The sequence below is a fragment of the Streptomyces sp. NPDC050560 genome (assembly GCF_044457285.1).
Classification (GTDB): domain Bacteria; phylum Actinomycetota; class Actinomycetes; order Streptomycetales; family Streptomycetaceae; genus Streptomyces.
Genome location: NZ_JBITGT010000020.1, coordinates 38497 through 57194, shown reverse-complemented (window position 1 = coordinate 57194; position 18698 = coordinate 38497). Strand labels below are relative to the sequence as shown.

General features: G+C 73.8%; 15 protein-coding genes. 8 read left to right on the top strand and 7 right to left on the bottom strand.

The features are described 5' to 3' along the window. Positions 1–145: 145 nt before the first annotated feature. Positions 146–1219: a FecCD family ABC transporter permease gene (locus ACIBIW_RS33275; protein WP_399341699.1), complete on the bottom strand. Its 1074-nt coding sequence runs from the start codon at positions 1217–1219 to the stop codon at positions 146–148. Next, positions 1216–2265, bottom strand: coding sequence for a FecCD family ABC transporter permease (locus ACIBIW_RS33270; protein WP_399341697.1), 1050 nt, complete (start codon positions 2263–2265; stop codon positions 1216–1218). The genes ACIBIW_RS33275 and ACIBIW_RS33270 overlap by 4 nt, the downstream gene beginning before the upstream one ends. A 238-nt stretch (positions 2266–2503) precedes the next feature. On the opposite strand from ACIBIW_RS33270, the gene ACIBIW_RS33265 reads away from it, so the two are divergent. Beyond that, a complete protein-coding gene (locus tag ACIBIW_RS33265) occupies positions 2504–3481 on the top strand; it encodes an ABC transporter substrate-binding protein (protein WP_399341696.1) in 978 nt (325 codons plus the stop codon). A gap of 62 nt (positions 3482–3543) precedes the next feature. Beyond that, complete coding sequence (locus tag ACIBIW_RS33260) at positions 3544–5304, top strand: alpha/beta fold hydrolase (RefSeq protein ID WP_399341694.1); 1761 nt, start codon at positions 3544–3546, stop codon at positions 5302–5304. 12 nt (positions 5305–5316) lie between these two features. Here the strand turns inward: ACIBIW_RS33260 and ACIBIW_RS33255 are convergent, their stop codons facing one another. Continuing rightward, positions 5317–5787, bottom strand: coding sequence for a hemerythrin domain-containing protein (locus tag ACIBIW_RS33255; RefSeq protein WP_399341692.1), 471 nt, complete (start codon positions 5785–5787; stop codon positions 5317–5319). Positions 5788–5961: 174 nt separating this feature from the next. Next, the gene (locus tag ACIBIW_RS33250; RefSeq protein WP_399341690.1) at positions 5962–6669 is read right to left on the bottom strand and encodes a phosphotransferase; all 708 of its coding nucleotides are present in this window, start codon (positions 6667–6669) and stop codon (positions 5962–5964) included. A 112-nt stretch (positions 6670–6781) separates the two neighbouring features. Between ACIBIW_RS33250 and cpt the strand changes: the two genes are divergently transcribed. The 5 genes from cpt to ACIBIW_RS33225 all read left to right on the top strand — a co-directional run bounded on the left by cpt (position 6782) and on the right by ACIBIW_RS33225 (position 13590). Further along, a complete protein-coding gene (cpt, locus tag ACIBIW_RS33245; protein WP_399341689.1) occupies positions 6782–7315 on the top strand; it encodes a chloramphenicol phosphotransferase CPT in 534 nt (177 codons plus the stop codon). 407 nt (positions 7316–7722) lie between these two features. Continuing rightward, a complete protein-coding gene (locus ACIBIW_RS33240; protein WP_399341687.1) occupies positions 7723–8739 on the top strand; it encodes a LacI family DNA-binding transcriptional regulator in 1017 nt (338 codons plus the stop codon). Between the two features lie 158 nt (positions 8740–8897). Continuing rightward, a complete protein-coding gene (locus tag ACIBIW_RS33235) occupies positions 8898–10763 on the top strand; it encodes a glycoside hydrolase family 2 protein (protein WP_399341685.1) in 1866 nt (621 codons plus the stop codon). Positions 10764–10990: 227 nt separating this feature from the next. After that, complete coding sequence (locus ACIBIW_RS33230) at positions 10991–12022, top strand: LacI family DNA-binding transcriptional regulator (protein WP_399341683.1); 1032 nt, start codon at positions 10991–10993, stop codon at positions 12020–12022. Between the two features lie 71 nt (positions 12023–12093). Then, positions 12094–13590, top strand: coding sequence for an MFS transporter (locus tag ACIBIW_RS33225; RefSeq protein ID WP_399341682.1), 1497 nt, complete (start codon positions 12094–12096; stop codon positions 13588–13590). A gap of 7 nt (positions 13591–13597) precedes the next feature. Here the strand turns inward: ACIBIW_RS33225 and ACIBIW_RS33220 are convergent, their stop codons facing one another. Beyond that, positions 13598–14143: a hypothetical protein gene (locus tag ACIBIW_RS33220; RefSeq protein WP_399341680.1), complete on the bottom strand. Its 546-nt coding sequence runs from the start codon at positions 14141–14143 to the stop codon at positions 13598–13600. A 148-nt stretch (positions 14144–14291) separates the two neighbouring features. Between ACIBIW_RS33220 and ACIBIW_RS33215 the strand changes: the two genes are divergently transcribed. Further along, a complete protein-coding gene (locus tag ACIBIW_RS33215) occupies positions 14292–15407 on the top strand; it encodes an NADAR family protein (protein WP_399341679.1) in 1116 nt (371 codons plus the stop codon). 174 nt (positions 15408–15581) lie between these two features. On the opposite strand, the gene pntB is transcribed toward ACIBIW_RS33215, so the two are convergent. Then, the gene (pntB, locus tag ACIBIW_RS33210) at positions 15582–17039 is read right to left on the bottom strand and encodes a Re/Si-specific NAD(P)(+) transhydrogenase subunit beta (protein ID WP_399341677.1); all 1458 of its coding nucleotides are present in this window, start codon (positions 17037–17039) and stop codon (positions 15582–15584) included. Then, positions 17036–18592 carry a Re/Si-specific NAD(P)(+) transhydrogenase subunit alpha gene (locus tag ACIBIW_RS33205; RefSeq protein ID WP_399341676.1) on the bottom strand — a complete coding sequence of 519 codons (1557 nt, stop codon included), beginning with the start codon at positions 18590–18592 and terminating at the stop codon, positions 17036–17038. The genes pntB and ACIBIW_RS33205 overlap by 4 nt, the downstream gene beginning before the upstream one ends. Positions 18593–18698: the final 106 nt, after the last annotated feature.

Genomic DNA, 18698 nt, shown 5'->3' with positions numbered 1-18698 from the left:
GCGGCGGCGGCCGAGGCGGTGGGCGCGGCGGCGGCCATCGCCCGGCTGCCCGGGGGAGGCCGCCGGGGCGCGGGCCTGAGGGCGCGGCCGGTCCGGCGGGCGCCCGTGCGGGTCCCGCGCAGGACCGGTCGTCGGCCACGGGGTGTCAGAGGCGGTGTGCCCTGCGCTCCTGCCACAGCAGCCACGCGAGGTACAGGCCGCCGCCCACCCCCATGACCACGCCCACCGGCATCAGGGCGGAGCCGGTCACGCGCTGGGTGAGCAGGTCGGCCCCCGACACCAGCAGCGCGCCCATCCACGCGGCGGGCAGGACGTTGGGTCCCGCCGTGCGCGTGAGGCGGCGCGCCAGTTGGGGCGCCGCCATCGCGAGGAACGGGATCGGGCCCGCGGCGGCCACGCCCATCGCGGTCAGCCCGGTACCGGCGCTCAGCAGCACGAGGCGGCTGTGCTCGGGGCGCACCCCGAGGGCGCCCGCGGCGTCGTCGCCCATTTCGAGCAGGGTCAGCCGGCGCCCGTACACCAGGACCACGGGGGCGAGGGCGGCCAGGCCGAGCGCGGCGACGCTCACCTCGCCCCAGTCGCGGGCGTTGAGCGAGCCGATCATCCAGGTCGCGGCCTGTGCGGCCTTGCCGATGTCGGCGCGCACGTACAGGAAGCTCGTGAGCGCCCCGAGGACCGCGGACGCGCCGATGCCGACGAGGACGAGGCGGTAGCCGTGCACGCCGCGCCGCCACGCCAGCGCGTAGACGGCGGCGGCGGTCGCGAAGCCGCCGAGGACCGCGCCGAGCGCGGTCTGCGCCGTGCCCAGGTCGAGGAAGACGACCGCGACGAGCGCGCCCGCCGAGGCGCCGCTGCCGAAGCCGATGATGTCCGGGCTGCCCAGCGGGTTGCGGGTCAGCGACTGGAAGACCGCGCCCGCCATGCCGGTGCCGAAGCCGACGAGGACGGCGACCAGGGCGCGGGGCAGGCGCAGGTCGCGCACGATGAAGTCGGCGCCAGGGGGGCCGCTCCCGGCGAGGGTGTCCAGGACTTCGAGGGGGGAGAGCGCGTACGTGCCCGTGCCGAGGGAGAGCACCACCACGCAGGCGGTGGCCACGGCCAGGGCGAGGCAGACGAGGACGGCGCGGGGGGCGAAGCGCACCGACCAGCGGCCCGCGCGCAGGCGTCCGTGGCGCCACTCGGCGCGCGGGACGTGCTGTTCCTCCAGGGTGCCGGTCACAGTTGGGCCACCTTCCGCTGCCGCACGAGGTAGATGAAGAGCAGGCCGCCGAGGAACGAGGTGACGATGTCGACCTCGATCTCGGACGGTGCGACCACGACGCGGCCGATCACGTCGGAGACGAGCAGCAGCACGGGGGCGAACAGGGCGCAGCAGGGCAGCAGGCGGCCCGGGTCGGGTCCGGTGAACGCGCGGACCGCGTGCGGGATCATCAGGCCGACGAAGCCGATGGGCCCGCACACGGCGGTCGCGCTGCCGCACAGCAGGGTGATGGCGACGATGGACAGGACCCGGGTGCGCCGCACGGAGGTCCCGAGGGCGCGGGCGCGGTCCTCCCCGAGGGCGAGGGCGCCCAGCGGGCGGGCGAGGGCGCAGGCGAGGAGGGCGCCCGCGATCAGCAGCGGGGCCACGGTGAGCAGGAGTTCGGGGCGGCGTTTGGCGAGGGTGCCGACCGACCAGTACCGCATGGAGTCGAGGGTGCTCAGGTTCCAGAGGTTCAGCCCGTTGACGTAGCCGAACAGGGCCGCGTTGACGGCGGTCCCGGCGAGCGCGAGCCGTACCGGGGTGGCCGAGCGGGCGCCGCCGAGCGCGTTGACGGCTGCGGCGGCGACGGCGGAGCCCGCCAGCGCGAACCACAGGTAGCCGTTGAACGAGGTGATGCCGAACACGCTGATGGCGGTGACGACCGCCGCGGACGCGCCCGCGTTCACCCCGAGCAGGCCGGGGTCGGCGAGCGGGTTGCGGGTCAGTGTCTGCATCACACAGCCCGCGAGGCCGAGCGCAGCTCCGACCGCGATGCCGATGAGGGTCCTCGGCAGCCGCAGTTCGCGCACGATGTCGTCGTACCTGGTTCCCGTGGGGTGGAAGAGTGCCGACCAGACGTCGCCGAGCGGGATGCGCTCGGCGCCCACGGCAAGCGACAGCGTGACCGCCGCGGCCAGCAGGACGAGGCCGAGCAACAGGCCCGCGGCGTACGGGGGGCGGCTGCGGCTGTCGGCCGGAGGCCGGGGCCCGGCTGTGCGGCGGATGAGGTTTCCTCTGAGCATACGGTTAGGTTAGGCTAACCTAAAAATACGCTGCTTCGGGTGGTGGGACACCGCGGTGACGGCGGGTGCGTTCGCGCTCGCGTGCTCCGTGACGGCGAGACGCGCTGCGGCCGGATCGGGCCGCAGGTCCCGCCCCCGCCCAGGTCCTCCCGCCCCACCTCCGCCTCTCCCCTGCTTCTCCCCGTTTCTTCGTCGTTCCCCGTTTTCCGGGTCCGTTGCCCCAAGGAGCACCACGCACATGCCCTCCCATGCTTCCGCACGCCGCCTTGTCCTGATGGCCGTCGTCGCCGTGACCGGTCCCCTGCTGCTGAGCGGCTGCGGCGACGACGGCGGTGACGGGGGCGACGCGAAGGCGGCCGCCGCGGCGGCGCGGCAGATCACCGACGCGCAGGGACGCAAGGTCAAGGTCCCCACCGCCCCGAAGAGAGTCGTCACGCTCAGCGAGTCCACCACGGACACCGCCCTCGCCCTCGGTCTTGAGCCGGTCGGCACGACGGCGGGACGCGGCCAGAGCGGCCCCTCCACCTATCTCGCCGACAAGGCGTCCAAGGCACAGGTCGTCGCGACCGTCGCGGAGGCCGACATGGAGAAGGTCGCGGCGCTGCGGCCCGACCTGATCCTGGTCGATGCCTCGGTCGGCGCCCAGAAGACCATCGGGAAGCTTCAGGAGATAGCGCCGACCGTCTTCACCTCGAAGCAGAACGAGAACTGGAAGACGGCGTTCACCGCCACTGCCGACGCCCTCAACAAGAAGCCGGAGGCCGGGAAGTGGCTCAAGGACTTCGACTCCCGGGTCGCGGACGTGAAGGGCCGGCTCGGCGGCAACGAGGGCAAGTCGGTCTCCGTCATCCGCTGGCAGGACGGCGCGCCGTCCGTCGTCGGCAAGGGCGACGGCGTCGTCGGCGCGACGCTGAAGGCGCTCGGCATGGACCGGCCCAAGGACCAGCAGGGCGCGAGCGTCGGCCACAGCGAGCCGGTGTCGCTGGAGAAGCTCGACACCATCGACGGCGACTGGATGTTCTTCGGCACGCTCGGCACCGAGGCCGAGGGCGAGAAGGCGTACGCCGAGGCCGAGAAGGTCACCAACTTCGGCAGGCTGAAGGCGGAGCGGGACAAGCACGTCGTGGTGGTCCAGGGCTCGGCGTGGAACAGCGCCGGGGGCCCGCTCTCCGCGCAGATCATCCTCGACGACATCAAGGAAGCACTGGCCAAGTGACACCGGGCCGCGGTCGACGCGTGTTCCGGCCCGACACCACGCACGGCGGAAGGACGACTCCGATGGCGCAGGGAGCACTGGACGCGGTGGCCGCCACGTTGTACACACCGCTGTACGCCCGGGCGCACGCCGACGAGCTGGCGCCCGAGGCGGGGCTGCACGACCCGGCCGCCGCGGCGTTGCTGGCGGAGGCCGAGGCGCGGGCCGTCGCCGCGGGCACCTCGTTGCCCGGCATCCTGCGCGATCGCGGCAACGGCGGCGGGTCGGTGTGGCGCACCGTCATCTTCGACGGGCTGACCCGCGAGTTCTGCCGGCGCCACCCGGACGCGCTGGTCGTGAGCGCGGGCATCGGCCTGTGCACCCGGCGCCGGCGGCTCACCGCCGCGCCGGGGGACCCGGTCGCGGACACGGTGGAGTGGGTGGGGGTGGACGTTCCCGAGGTGATCGAGTTGCGGCGGCGTGCGATGCCCGACGACGCGACCACCCTGGTCCCCGCCTCCCTGGCCGACCGGTCCTGGGCCGACGGCATCGAGGCGGGCGGGCGGCCGGTCCTGGTCCTGGCCGAGGGCGTGGTGATGTACTTCGACGAACCGGGGCTGGCGGGTTTCCTCGGCGGCGCATATGACCGGTTCGGACCCGGTACCGAGCTGGTGGCCGACTACTTCCACCCGAAGATCGCGCTGTCCGGCAGACACCCCATCGTCAGGGCCACCGGCGCGCAGTTCCGCTCCGGCGCGCGCAACGGGCGGGAGTTCGCGGCCAAGGCCCCCGGCTGGTCGCTGGACGCCGAGTACGAGGTGATGGAGCGCATCTCCGCCGCGCACAGGGCGGCCGCGAGCGCGTTCCGCCTCCTCACACGCGGCTCACGCCCCTACTCGATCGCGCGGCTCACCGCCACCGCGGCAGCCACCCGGCCGGACGGTGCGCCCGGCGCGGCGGGGCACACGCAGGGCGAGCGGGAGTGGGTCGTCCTGCCGGACGGCCGACGGCTGTTCGCGCAGGTGCTGCCCGGCCCCGAGGACTCGCCCGACGGTGCGCCGACGGTGGTGTTCGAGGCCGGGTCGGGGGCGACCCGCTCCTCATGGGCGCGGGTGCAGCCGCCGACGGCGAGGTATGCGCGGGCCGTCGTCTACGACCGTGCGGGCCTGGGACGCAGCGACCCCGACCCGCGGGGCCGCACCATGGCCCGCATGGCGCAGGACCTCGCCGACCTGCTCGACCATGTCGCCGCCGGGTCGGGCCGGTTCGTGCTGGTGGGGCACAGCGCGGGCGGACCGGTCGTACGCCTGGCCGCGTCGCTACGGCCCGAACTCGTCGCCGGGCTGGTGCTGGTCGATCCCACCGACGAGGCCACCGGGCTGCTGTTCGGCCGCACGTTCCGCGTCGGCGAGAAGGTCGTGCTGCGAGTCAATCTGGCGCTCGCGCGGGTCGGTCTGCTCAGGCCGCTCTACCGGGGGCTGCTGCGTGCGATGCCCGCGGACGACGTGCGCGGCGACCTCGCCGCCGAGGGGTTCACCACCGGTCTGGTGCGCACCCAGATCGAACAGTGCCGTACCTACCTCGACGACCTGAAAGCCTTCCGTGCCACCCCTCCCCCGCTCGGGGACATACCGGTGACGGTGGTCTCCGGCGCCAGGACGGGCGCGGGCATGAACAAGCGGGTACGGAGCGCCGCCAACGCCGCGCATGCCGAGCGCGCCGCCGCCTCACCCGGCGGACGCCACGTGGTCGCCCCCGGCTCGGGCCACTACGTCCCCCTCACCGACCCCGGCCTCGTGGTCGCCGAGATCGCCCGTCTGGTGACCGGGGCGGCAGGCGACTAGGTTTCGTCCGGATCACAGCGGGCCGAGCACCTCCTCGGGGGCGGCCGCCAGCTCAAGGGTGTCGAGTACGGTGAGCAGTTGGCGCTCCTCGTAGCGGAAGTGGCTCTCCATGATCGCGGCGATGCCGTCGAGGTGGCCGTCCAACTCGTCCGGCGGTGCGGCCCGTTCGACGGCGGCACGCAGACTGCCCAGCAGATGCGCGATCATCGAGTGGTCCTGCCGCAGGGCGCGGAGCACCGGTCCCAGTTCGGGGTGTGCTGCCTCGACGGCCGGGAACAGGGTGTGCTCCTCGCCCCGGTGGTGACCGTCGAGAGCCGCGCAGAAACCGTGGCAGTACAGCAGCAGTTCACGGGTGGCCGTCACACCGGGGGTGCCATCGGCAAGGGAAGCCCGGGTCACCGACAGCGCGTCCCGCAACTGCCTGTGCACCTTGCGCAGTTCATGGCTCCAGGCAACAAGCCTGGTCGTCTCGCGCTCAGTCACGCGAGAACGAAGGGTACGACGAGTACATCGTCGGCCTCCTTCGATCCGGCGCCTCCATGTCTGACACGGTCTGCCACCGACACGCGACGCTCCCCGCACCCTAGCGCGCCCCCGCACCTGCTCGACACCCCCGCCCTCCCCCGGGCCGCCCGGGGACGACACACACTCCGTCGCTCAGGGCCGGGCGGGTGTCAGCTCACGTACCAACTCCACGGCCCTATCGAGGAGATGTGTCTCGCTCCCGCTCATCGACGGGTCGGCCGCGCGCCTCCTCCTCGCTTCCGTGAGGCTTGCGGAGTCGGTGTCGTCGAGGGCGGTCGAGGGGGCGAGGTGGGTGAGGAGTGAGGCGAGTACCGCCCGGGACTGGGCCGCCAGGGCCGTGTCGCCGACGGCGACCTGCGCCAGGATCAGCGCCGACATCGCGCGATCCAGTCCGGGTGGGCCCTCCTCGGTGTTGCGCCAGTCGATCACCACGGGCCCTTCCGGGGTGCGCATCACGTTGTCCGGGTGCAGGTCGAGGTGGAGGACCCGGTCGGCGGGGTCGGCGCAGGCCCGCGCGGGAACTGCGTGCAGGCGGTGGAGCAGTCCGGCAAGCTCCGCGCCCGTCTCCTCGGCCGTGATCGTGCCGTCGGCCAGCGCCCGGAGCATGGACGGGCCGCGCAGCCGCCGCATCACCAGGTCGGTGCGCGGCGCCGTGCCGTGTCCTGTGCTCTGCGGACTTCGCAGGCGGGGCACCGGATACCCGTGCTCCGCGAGATACGCCATCACGGCGGCCTCGGCGGTGGCGTCGCCCCCGTCGCGGTACCGGCGAAGGACCCACTCGTCGTCGATGGCGAACACGTCCGCGCTGCGGCCGGAGCCGACCAAGTCACCCGTCTGCATGCGGGGACCCTAGGCAAACGAGTCACCCCGGGAAAGGCGTCCGTACGGACCGGCGGGGACACCTACTCCCCCGGAGGGGCGGGTGTGGTCCCGTAGCGTTTAGTGTGGCGCGGTGAGGACTCAGGTGATCGTTGTCAACGGTGGGTCGAGCGCGGGGAAGTCCGGCATCATCAGATGTGTGCAGGCGGTCCTGCCCGATCCCTGGCTGGCCCTCGGGACGGACACGCTGGTCGGGGCGCTGCCGCCGGCCCTGCGCGCGTCCGACGGCGGGATCGCGTTCGCGCCCGACGGAGAGGTCACGGTCGGCGCCGGGTTCCGCACCCTGGAGGCGGCGTGGATCGAGGGTGTCGCCGCGATGGCGCGCGCCGGTGCCAGGATCGTCGTCGACGAGGTCTTCCTCGGCGGGACACGGTCGCAGCGGCGCTGGGAGAAGGCCCTGAGCGGACTGGGAGTGCTGTGGGTCGGCGTCCGATGTGACGCGGCGGTGGCGGCGGACCGCGAGGTGGCACGCGGCGACCGGACCCCCGGAATGGCCGCCTCCCAGGCGGAACTGGTCCACCGGGGTGTGTCCTACGACGTGGAGGTGGACACCACGCACACGGAAGCGATGGACTGCGCACGCTCGATCGCCGCACGGGTCACGTAGCCGACACCGGCACGGCACCGGGCCGCCGGACACGCGGGCGCAGGACGCCTCGCCCACACCCGAGTTGCAGAAACGGCCAGCGCGCGGGGAGATGTCCCGGCGGGCGCTGTCCCGGGTGACCACGCGTTCGTCGACCACGCCGCCCGGCGCGTCGAGGAGGTTGAAGGCGACGGTGCCGCCGCGGCCGTCGCTCACCCCGAGTCCCGGGCGGTGGCCGGTACGGGCGGCTCCCTGGCGGCAGGGGGAACGGGTCCAAGGTCATACAGCGCTGTAAAGTCGGAAGGCGGCCAGCTCTCCTGCTGTGGTTTTCGGCCGTCCTTTGCGGTGGCCTGGGCCCGGTAGGGTCGGCCGGGTGGCGGGCGGGGCTGCCTCTGCCCCGTGGAGAGCACGTCAGCCGAGGAGGCGAAGTGCCCAGTGTGCGTCTGAGTGATGTGGCGAAGTACGCCGGTGTCTCGACGAAGACGGTCTCGAACGTCGTCCACGGGTACGTGCACGTGCGCGAGAGCACCAGGGCCAGGGTCCAGCGCGCGATCGACGAGCTGGGCTACCGCCCCAACGTACGGGGCCGCATCCTCGCCACGGGGCGGACGAAGATGCTCGCCCTGGCCTTCCCCGACCTGCGGATTCCCTACTTCGCCGAGCTGGCCCACGTGATCTCGCGGGCCGCGGGCGAGCGCGGCTACCGGCTGCTCCTTGAGGAGTCCGGCGGGGCGCCGGAGGTGGAGCGGGCGATCCTGTCGGCGGAAGAGGCCGGCATCGTCGACGGGGTGCTCTTCCAGCCGGTGTGGCTGACGTCCACCGAGATCGCGCAGCACCGCGGGGACGTGCCGGTGGTGCTGCTGGGCGAGAACCCGGCGCCGCTGGGCGTCGACCACGTCCGTATCGACAACATCGCGGCGGCGGCGCAGGCGGTACGGCACCTGGCCGCGCTCGGGCGCAGCCGCATCGCCTACCTGTGCCACGCCCCCTCCCCCGGCGCGACCTCCAGGCTGCGGCTGGTCGGCTACCAGCAGGGGCTTGAGGCCAGCGGGCTGCCTGTCGACCCCGCCCTGGTCGTCACCGGGGACGTGGCCGACGCGCGCTCGGCCGCCGCCGCGCTCGCCGGGGCGCTGGACGCGGGCATGGCGCCCGACGCGGTCTTCTGCCGGGACGACCTGGCCGCGCTCGGGGCGCTGCGCACGCTGTCCGAGCGCGGCATCCGGGTGCCCGAGGACGTCGCCGTCACCGGGTGGGACGACAGCACGGTGACGGCGTCGATGTGGCCGAGCCTCACCACGATCCGCGCCGACGGCGAGCAGTTGGCGCGGCGCGCGCTCGACCTGCTGATCGAGCGGGTGGACGGTTACGACGGCCTGGGGCGCCACGAGATCGTCGACCACTCCCTGGTGGTCAGGGAGAGCGCGCCCGCACCGAAGGACGAGTGACCGCGGCCGGTGCGGAGCGGGTTGCCGCGGCACCTATTTACAGCGCTGTAAGGAAATGTTGAGATGGTTTCGCGGCGCGTTGGTCCCGTTCCGTGCCACCCGTGTCATCCGTGCCGCCCGTGGCATCTGCGTCCCCGGCCCGAGGAGATTGCCAAGCCATGCCCGATGTGCGTCACACGGCCGCAGCCTCGGCTGCCGCGCCGGAGGTCCCGCGGCCCGAGTACCCCCGCCCCAGCTTCGTCCGCGAGAACTGGCTCAACCTCAACGGGGTGTGGCAGTTCGCCCGTGACCCTGGCGACAGCGGTCTCGAACGCGGTTTGGTCGGGGCGGAGTTGGAGGGGCGCATCGTGGTGCCGTTCTGCCCCGAGTCGGAGCTGTCGGGGATCGGCGACACGGACTTCCACCACGCGGTCTGGTACCGGCGCACGGTGCGGGTGCCGAAGGAGTGGGCGGGGCGGCGTCCTGTGCTGCACTTCGGGGCCGTCGACCACGATGCCACCGTGTGGGTCAACGGGCGTGAAGTGGCCCGGCACAGCGGCGGGTTCACCCCGTTCAGCGCCGACCTCGGCGGGGTGGCCGGGGCGGGCGAGGACGCCGTCGTCGTCGTGCGGGCCAGGGACTCGGCGGACGGTCCGCAGGCCAGGGGCAAGCAGTCGACGCGCTACGAGAACCACAGTTGTGTCTACACCCGTACCACCGGCATCTGGCAGACGGTGTGGATGGAGCCGGTCGCCGAGACGCACCTCCAGCGGCCCCGGATCACCCCCGATCTGGCCGCCGGGTGCTTCCACGTCGAACTCCCGCTGTCCGGGCCCCGGGTGGGCCACCGGGTGCGCGCCGAGCTGCGGGACGCCGGGGGCGTCGCCGCCGAGTCCTCCGTGACGGCGGATCTTGACCTCGCGCCGCGCCTCGTCCTGGCGCTCCCCGAGGAGCGGCGCAGGCCGTGGTCGCCGCGGGACCCGCACCTGTACGAGCTGGTGGTGGAGGTGACCGGGCCCGAAGGCGGCGTGGTGGACAGGGCGGTGTGCACCGCGGGCCTGCGGTCCGTCGGCCTCGACGGGAAGCGGGTGCTACTCAACGGCCGGCCGGTGTTCCAGCGGCTCGTCCTCGACCAGGGCTGGTACCCGGACGGGCTGATGACCGCGCCGGACGACGCCGCGCTGGTCCGTGACATCGAGCTGTCGATGGCGGCCGGCTTCAACGGCGCCCGGCTGCACCAGAAGGTGTTCGAGGAGCGCTTCCTGCACCACGCGGACCGCCTGGGCTACCTGGTGTGGGGCGAGTTCGGCGACTGGGGCGCCAGTACGGGGCCGGTGGGCACCGACAACCAGCAGCCGACCGCGGGCTTCGTCGCCCAGTGGCTGGAGGCGGTGGTGCGGGACTACTCCCATCCGTCGGTCGTCGGCTGGTGCCCGCTGAACGAGACCAGGCAGGAGCTGACCGACAGGACCAGCGTCCTCGACGACGTCACCCGGGCGATGTTCCTCGCCACCAAGGCGGCCGACACGTCCCGGCCCGTGCTCGACGCGTCCGGCTACGCCCACCGGGTGCCGGAGAGCGACATCTACGACTCGCACTGCTACGAGCAGGACCCGCGGGAGTTCCGACGGCTGATGGCCGGGCTCGCCGAGGACGCGCCGCTGGTCAACCCGCGTGACGGCCGGTCGGATGCCGTGTGGTCGCTGCCGTACCGGGGGCAGCCGTACTTCTGTAGCGAGTTCGGCGGGATCTGGTGGAACCCGGACGACGCGCGGGCCGTCGGCGCGGACCGGCTGGTGTCCTGGGGGTACGGGCAGCGCCCGCGCGACGAGGAGGACTTCCACCGGCGATTCGCCGGGCTCACGGGGGTGCTGCTCGGCGACCCCGGCATGTTCGGCTACTGCTACACCCAGCTCACCGACGTCTTCCAGGAGCAGAACGGCATCTACCGCTTCGACCGCTCCGCCAAGCTCGACGTCGCCCGCGTCCGCGCGGCACAACTGCGGCCCGCCGCGTTCGAGGAAGGCGCGGACCCCGACCGCTGAGACCGCCCCCGGGTGTGTCCGCGGAGGTACGCGCCGCGGCCGCACGCCACCACTTTGCGGACACGCCCCGGGGTGGCGGTACGATCGGGGCGCCTTTTTGGCGGGGTTCGCCGGGAGTCCGGCGGGGTGGCGCGGGGCCGGGGCGCGGGATGCCGGAAGGCGGCCGCCGCGCCGTCACGGGTGGTCGACCGGCGCCAGGGCGTCCGGCAGAGGAGAGGACAAGCGCCGTGGGCGTCAACCTCAAGGACGTCGCTCAGCGCGCCGGTGTGTCCGTGAAGACGGTGTCCAACGTCGTCAACAACTTCCCCCATGTGACGCCCGCGACGCGGGCGCGGGTGCAGCGGGCCATCGACGACCTGGGCTACCGGCCGAACATGACGGCCCGTCACCTGCGCAAGGGGCGCACCGGCATCATCGCCCTGGCCATCCCGGAGTTGGGCAACCCCTACTTCGCGGAGGTCGCGGGCGATGTCATCGACGCGGCGGCGCGGCACCAGTACACGGTGCTGCTCGACCACACCGTGGGCTCGCGCGAGCAGGAGATCCTGGTGTCACAGGGCTTCAGGTCGCACGTCATCGACGGGCTGATCCTCAGTCCGATCCGGCTGGAGGCGGAGGACCTGGCGGCGCGCCGCACGGGGCCGCCGATGGTGCTCATCGGGGAGCGCGAGTACGACGCCCCGTACGACCACATCGCGATCGACAACGTGGCGGCGGCGCGGGCGGCCGTGCGGCATCTGCTGCGCCTCGGGCGACGCAGGATCGCGTTCCTCGGCGCGCGGCACGACAGTGTGCGCCAGCCCGCGCACCTGCGGCTGCGGGGGTGGCGGGAGGAGCTGACGGCGTTCGGGCTGCGGCCCTCGCAGTCGCTGGTGGCGGCGACGGACGGGTACGGACGGGAGGACGGGGCCGCGGCGATGGGGCGGCTGCTCGACTCGGGCGAGCGCCCCGACGCGGTGTTCGCGTACAACGACATGGTGGCGGTGGGCGCGATGCGGACGCTGTCGGAGCGGGGTCTCTCGGTGCCGGGGGACGTGGCGGTGGTGGGGTTCGACGACATCGAGGAGGGCCGGTACGGGCCGGTGTCGCTGACCACGGTCAGGCCGGACAAGCCCGCGATAGCGCGGCTCGCGGTGGAGTGCCTGCTGGAGCGGATCGCCGGGGCGGGGACGGGCGGCCCCGCCGCGGCGCGGCGGATCTCGCCGGGGCACGAGCTGGTGGTACGGGAGTCGACGGCGGGCCGCGCGGGCGGCGCCTGAGGGGCCGCGGTCCCGGCGGCGCGCGGGCGTCGCAGCGGTGTGGGGCCGTGCCGCTCTGGGAGCATGCGGATATGGACGACGACAGGAGACCGGGGGAGATTCGGCTCGCCTCGGCGACCGGGCGCTGGGTGATCACGGCGACGGTGCTCGGCTCCAGCATGGCGCTGCTGGACTCGACGGTGGTCAACGTGGCGCTGCCCCGGATCGGGCGGGCGCTGGACGCGGACACCGCGGAGTTGCAGTGGACCGTCAACGCGTACATGCTGGCGCTCGCGGGGCTGATCCTGCTGGGCGGGGCGCTCGGCGACCGTCTTGGCCGGCGGCGGGTGTTCGTGCTGGGGGTGGTGTGGTTCGCGGTGGGCTCGCTGCTGTGCGGGCTCGCGCCGAGCGCGCTGGTGCTGGTGGCGGCGCGGGCGTTGCAGGGGGTGGGTGGCGCGCTGCTGACGCCGGGGTCGCTGGCGCTGATCCAGGGCGGTTTCCACCCCGACGACCGGGCGCGTGCGGTGGGTCTGTGGTCGGGGTTCGGCGGGGTGGGCGCCGCGGTGGGGCCGTTCGTCGGCGGGTGGCTGGTGGACGGGCCCGGCTGGCGGTGGGTGTTCCTGCTGAACGTGCCGCTCGCGCTGGTGTGTGTGCCGATCGCGCTGCGCCATGTGCCCGAGTCCCGCGACCCCTCGGCGCACGGCCGCTTCGACGTGCTGGGGGCGGCGCTCGGCGCGGCGGCGCTGACGCTGGTGACGTACGCGCTGATCGCGTCGGCGTGGTGGGCGGGGGCCGCGGGCCTGCTGACGGGGGTGGCGTTCGTGCTGACGGAGCGTCGGCGGTCCTTCCCGATACTGCCGCTCTCGCTGTTCTCGTCGCGCCTGTTCACCGCGGTGAACCTGGTGACGGCGTGTGTCTACGCGGCGTTCGGCGGGTTCTTCTTCCTGGTGGCCCTCCAGCTCCAGGTGGTGTCCGGGTACTCGCCGCTGGGGGCGGGGGTGGCGATGCTGCCGACGACGGTGCTGATGCTGCTCTTCTCGGCCCGTTCCGGGCAGTTGGGCGAGCGGATCGGGCCGCGGATTCCGCTGACGGTGGGGCCGCTGTGCTGTGCGGCCGGGATGCTGCTGATGCTGCGGGTGGGCCGGGACGCGTCGTACCTGGTGGACGTGGTGCCCGCGCTGCTGGTGATGGGGCTCGGGATGGTGACCCTGGTGGCGCCGCTGACGGCGACGGTGCTCGGCTCGGTGGACACCGGGCAGGCGGGCATCGCGAGCGGCGTCAACAACGCGGTGGCGCGGGCGGCGGGGCTGCTCGCGGTGGCGGCGCTGCCGATGCTGGCGGGGATGGGGCCGCGCGCGTACCGCTCGGCCGACGAGTTCGGCGGGGTGTTCAGACGGGCGATGCCGATGTGTGCGGGGGTGCTGGTGGTGGGGGCGCTGATCGCGGTGTGGTGGGTGCGCAGGCCGGTGGCGGCGGACCGGGCGCGTCCCGAGTGCAGTGTGTCGTGTGCGGTGGGGGCGCCACCGCTTGAGGGGCATGGGCGGCGGCCGGGCCCCGCGGGGGCGGAGGAGGTCGGCGGGGCGGGGTGAGTGCGCGTCAGTTCCCGTGCGGGTCAAGGGAGTTGGCGAAGTCGATGAGGGCGGCGAAGTCGTGGTCGCGCAGTCCGACGCGAGGGCTGACGTGGTGCAGCAGAGCGGGTGCGCGGTGGTGGGCGGCGACGTGCGCGCGGTCGCCGGGGCTCTGCTCGTCGTCGACCCAGGCGAAGGGGCGGCCGTCGGCGTACGCCACCAGGGCCCGGGTCTTCCAGTGGACGCCGTCCGCGGTGCGGGCGAGGAGGTCGTCGCCGAAGTCGACGTACGGCAGCGGTGGCAGGCCGAGCACGGGGCCGATCCAGGTGTTGGCGGCGGCCATCCACGTGGTGGCCCAGCACAGGTCGTAGCCGCAGGCCAGCAGGGCCTCGCCGTGCCGGGGGTTGAGCCGGACCCGCAGGGTGCGTGCGGTGAGTCGGGGGCCCGGGAGGCGGGCGGTGGGCACCCGCAGGGTGGTGTAGCCGGGAGGCCGGCGGGTGGGGCGGGCCGCGTACGGGTTGAGGGGGCCGTCCACGTCGAGGAAGAGGAGGGGGCGGGGGCGGGTTGGCTGCACATGTCCCATGATGCCGGTCGGGGGCGCGGGGTGTCCCGGGATCGGGCGAGGCCGTCGTGGAAGGGGGTGTGCCCGGGGTGTGCGGCCGCGGGGAAAGCAGCCGGGAAAGGGGGTGGGGAGGGGCGGTGGGGGGCGGCACAATGGCGGGATGATCGGCAACCGGAGCACACACCGCATGGCGGACGGCGTCCGCGTCCCCGGGACCTGGCGCCACGGCTTCATCTGCAACGGCGGGTCGTACTTCCTCACCGACCTGTTCATCTACGCCGACGGGCTCGTCGACTGCTGGGGGCTCGTCACCGTCGAGGAGTTCGAGGAGAAGCTGCGGTCGGGCTGGGTGGCCACCGAACTGCCGGAGGGCGCGCGGGTGTCGGCGCACGATCTGGCCTCGTGGCGGTTCGGCGACCCGCACACCTGGCTGACGCCGGAGCTGTGGGTGGCGGAGGTGCGCGACACCATCGACGAGTTGAACGGCCGCCCGGACTCGACCGGCCGCTGCCTGGCCGCGCTCGACGTGTTCCTCGCGGACCGCACCGAGGAGAACCGCGCCGCGGCGCGCGCCGCCTATCTGGCGATCCCGCAGACGCAGCGGATGTACGCGCTCGGGGACATGGACCTCAAGGACTGGCCGCTCCAGGTGGTGGTGGCGGGTCCTGGCGGCGTCCCGGAGAGCTGGTCGGACGAGCCGGTGTCCGAGGAGGACTACGCCGAGGCGCTGGCCTACTTCGAGGAGCACGAGCGGACGGCGGCGGAGGTGGCCGCGCGGGTGCCGGCGGACGGGCCCGCCGCGTCGCACGCGCCCGCGCTCCACCTCTACCAGTCCTTTCCGCGGCGGCGGTTGGACGATCCCGGGACGCAGGGGCTGCGCAACGACTATCCGGCGCCGGTCGTCGTCGACGGTGCCACCCATGCGTCCGTCACCCACGCCTACTGGGCGCTCTCGGTGGCGGACGACTCGGCGCGCGAGGCCATCGCCCATGCGGAAACCGCCTTCGCGGCACGGGAGTTGGCGTCGGCGGCGGAGCGGCGGCCGGGCTGGGAGGGGGCGCGTACGGCGGTGCTGGCCTCCCTGCTGCGGGCGAAGTACGCACAGCACCAGGACCTGGCGGAGATCCTGGTGGGGACGGGGGACGCCACCCTGGTCTACGACGAGTTCGAGTCGGCGTACTGGGGCGACGCGGGCGGCAGGGGCCGCAACTGGGCGGGGCGCCTCCTGGAACTCGTCAGGTCCGAACTGCTGGCGGCGCGTGCGGGCATCGGCTAGCCGCACCCCGGCCCTGGCACCCCGGCCGGTGGTTTCTCCCGGTCGGGGTGCGGGTGGCGGGCCGTCGGGCGGCGGTGTGTGCCGTGCGGTGCGCGGCGGGACGGAGGTCCGGGGCGGGGACGACGCGCTCCGCGGGAAGTCGGTGGGCCATGGGCCCGGTCCTGCGGGGCGGGTTCAGTCCCGGGCGGCCAGGGGGCGGGAGGCCGCGGAGGCGGTCGGCGCGGGGCCGAGGGCGCGCAGGATGTCCTCGGTGCGCTCCCTGGCGTCGCCGAAGAGCATGCGGGTGTTCTCGCGGAAGAACAGCGGGTTCTGCACGCCCGCGTAGCCGGTGGCCATGGACCGTTTGAACACGATCACCCGCTCCGCGTCCCAGACGTGCAGCACCGGCATCCCCGCGATGGGGCTCGCCGGGTCCTCGGCGGCCGAGGGGTTGACGGTGTCGTTGGCGCCGATGACGAGGACGACCGAGGTGGCGGCGAGGTCGTCGTTGATCTCGTCCATCTCCAGCACGATGTCGTACGGCACCTTGGCCTCGGCGAGCAGCACGTTCATATGGCCCGGCAGGCGGCCCGCGACCGGGTGGATGCCGAAGCGGACGTCGACGCCGCGCTCCCGCAGGGCGCGGGTCAGCTCCGCGACCGGGTACTGGGCCTGGGCGACCGCCATGCCGTAGCCGGGGGTGATGACGACGGAGGTGGCGTCGCGCAGCAGGGCGGCGGTGTCCTCGGCGCTGATCTCCTGGTGTTCGCCCTGGTCGCCGCCGGTGGCCGCGGGCGCCTCGATACCGAAGCCGCCCGCGATGACGGACAGGAAGGAACGGTTCATCGCCTGGCACATGATGTACGAGAGATAGGCGCCCGAGGAGCCGACGAGGGCGCCGGTGACGATGAGCAGGTTGTTGTCGAGGAGGAAGCCGGAGGCCGCCGCGGCCCAGCCGGAGTAGCTGTTGAGCATGGACACCACCACGGGCATGTCCCCGCCGCCGATGGAGGCGACCAGGTGCACCCCGAGGGCGAGCGCCACCGCGGACAGGGCGATCAGCAGGCCGAGCCCGGGGCGGGCGACGAAGAGCGCGGCGAGCACCACGAAGGCGACGAGGGCGGCCACGTTGAGGAGGTTCCTGCCGGGCAGCATCAGCGGGTGGGAGCTGATCTTCCCGGCGAGCTTGAGGCAGGCGACGACGGAGCCGGTGAAGGTGACGGCGCCGATGAACACCCCGACGGCGACCTCGCCGTGGTGGATGCCGAGCAGCGCGTGGCCCACCTCGGTCTGGGCGGCGCCCTTCGCCTCGACGCCGTAGTAGCCGTTCCAGCCGACGAGGGCGGCGGCGAGCCCGACGAAGCTGTGCAGGATCGCGATGAGTTCGGGGATGCCGGTCATCTCGACGATACGGGCCCGCCACAGGCCGAGGGCGGCGCCGACGACCATGGCGACGGCGAGCAGGGCCGCGCCCGCGGCGTCGATACTGCGGGCGGCGACGCCGATGGTGGCGGCGAGCGCGATGGCCATCCCGGCGACGCCGAAGACGACGCCGGAGCGGGAGGTGCGGTGCTGGGAGAGGCCGGCCAGGCTGAGGATGAACAGCAGCGCGGCGACGATGTAGGCGGCCTGGGCCGCGGTGTCCGCGCTCATCCGCGGTCCTCCCTGGAGAACATGCCCAGCATGCGCCGGGTGACGGCGAAGCCGCCGAAGACGTTGACGCTCGCGAGCAGGACGGCGACGGCCGCGAGGGTGGTGACGACGGTGTCGCCGTGCCCGATCTGTAGCAGGGCGCCGACCACGACGATGCCGGAGATGGCGTTGGTGACGGACATCAGCGGGGTGTGCAGGGCGTGGTGGACCTTGCCGATGACGTAGTAGCCGATGACGACGGCGAGCACGAACACGGTGATGTTGCCGGTGAGCTGGGCGGGCGAGTAGGCGGCGAGGAGGAACAGGGCGGCGGCGCCGAGCGCGGTGAGGGCGTGGCGCCTCGGGGCGGGTCCCCACCGTCCCGGCGGCGGCGCGGGGGTCGGTTCGGCCGCGGGTGGCGGGGGCGCGGCGGGGGCGGCGGAGACCTGGACGGGCGGGGGCGGCCAGGTGACGCTTCCGGCATGGGTGGCGGTCATGGCCCGCTGGACGGTGTCGTCGAGGTCGAGGACGGGGGTGCCGTCCTTGCCGGGGGTGAGCAGCCGGACGAGCTGGGCGGCGTTGGAGCCGTAGAGCTGGGACGCCTGGGCGGGCAGCCGCCGGGAGAGGTCGGTGTAGCCGATGATGGTGACGTCGTTCGCGGTGACGATGGCCCTGCCCGGGACGGTGCCCTCGACGTTGCCGCCCTGGGCCGCGGCCATGTCGACGATGACGCTGCCGGGCCGCATCAGCGCCACCTGGTCGGCGGTGAGCAGACGGGGCGCGGGGCGGCCGGGGACGAGGGCGGTGGTGATGACGATGTCCACGTCGGCGGCCTGCCGGGTGTACAGCTCCGCGGCCCTGCGGTCGTACTCCTCGGAGGTGGCGCGGGCGTAGCCGTCGGTGCCCGTCTCGTGTGCGGCGTCCACGTCGAGGAACTCGCCGCCCAGGGAGCGCACCTGCTCGGCGACCTCGGGGCGTGGGTCGGTGGCGCGGACGACGGCGCCGAGGCTGGAGGCGGCGCCGATCGCGGCGAGCCCCGCGACCCCGGCCCCGGCGACGAGGACCTTGGCGGGCGGCACCTTGCCCGCGGCGGTGACCTGCCCGGTGAAGAAGCGGCCGAAGACATGGGCGGCCTCGATGACGGCGCGGTAGCCGCCGATGTTGGCCATGGAGCTGAGGACGTCGAGGGACTGGGCGCGGGAGATGCGGGGGACGGCGTCCAGGGCGAGTGCGGTGACGGAGCGCCCGGCGAGCCTGGCGAGGAGTTCGGGGCTGCGGGCGGGGGCGAGGAGGGCGACCAGGGCGGCGCCCTCGGCGAGCCGGTCGGTCTCGTCGTCCGACGGCGGGTTGATCTTCAGGACGATCCGGGCGTTCCAGGGGTCGCCGAGCCGGGCCCCCGCCTCGGTGTAGGCGGCGTCGGAGAAGCCGGAGGCGGTGCCCGCGCCCGGTTCGACGACGATCTCGTAGCCGAGCCCGGCGAGTTGGCGCACGGTGGCGGGGGTCGCGGCGACCCGGGTCTCCCCGGCCGTGGACTCGGCGGCGACACCGATGAGCCGGGGTGCTGGTGGGGTCATGTCCACCTCTCTCGTGACGGCGTTTCGGATATGGCTCCGATCGTGTCCCACCGGGCCCCGGTGGGCCAGATGCCGCCGGGGCGAGGAGGCGCAAAGTACCGGTACG

What these genes read in the sequence shown, in the direction of transcription:
- ACIBIW_RS33225 (WP_399341682.1), top strand. Translation starts at nt 12,094, where the DNA reads ATGGACGACGACAGGAGACCGGGGGAGATTCGGCTCGCCTCGGCGACC.
- ACIBIW_RS33260 (WP_399341694.1), top strand. Translation starts at nt 3,544, where the DNA reads ATGGCGCAGGGAGCACTGGACGCGGTGGCCGCCACGTTGTACACACCG.
- ACIBIW_RS33205 (WP_399341676.1), bottom strand. Translation starts at nt 18,592, where the DNA reads ATGACCCCACCAGCACCCCGGCTCATCGGTGTCGCCGCCGAGTCCACG.
- ACIBIW_RS33235 (WP_399341685.1), top strand. Translation starts at nt 8,898, where the DNA reads ATGCCCGATGTGCGTCACACGGCCGCAGCCTCGGCTGCCGCGCCGGAG.
- pntB (WP_399341677.1), bottom strand. Translation starts at nt 17,039, where the DNA reads ATGAGCGCGGACACCGCGGCCCAGGCCGCCTACATCGTCGCCGCGCTG.
- ACIBIW_RS33265 (WP_399341696.1), top strand. Translation starts at nt 2,504, where the DNA reads ATGCCCTCCCATGCTTCCGCACGCCGCCTTGTCCTGATGGCCGTCGTC.
- ACIBIW_RS33270 (WP_399341697.1), bottom strand. Translation starts at nt 2,265, where the DNA reads ATGCTCAGAGGAAACCTCATCCGCCGCACAGCCGGGCCCCGGCCTCCG.
- ACIBIW_RS33215 (WP_399341679.1), top strand. Translation starts at nt 14,292, where the DNA reads ATGATCGGCAACCGGAGCACACACCGCATGGCGGACGGCGTCCGCGTC.
- ACIBIW_RS33250 (WP_399341690.1), bottom strand. Translation starts at nt 6,669, where the DNA reads ATGCAGACGGGTGACTTGGTCGGCTCCGGCCGCAGCGCGGACGTGTTC.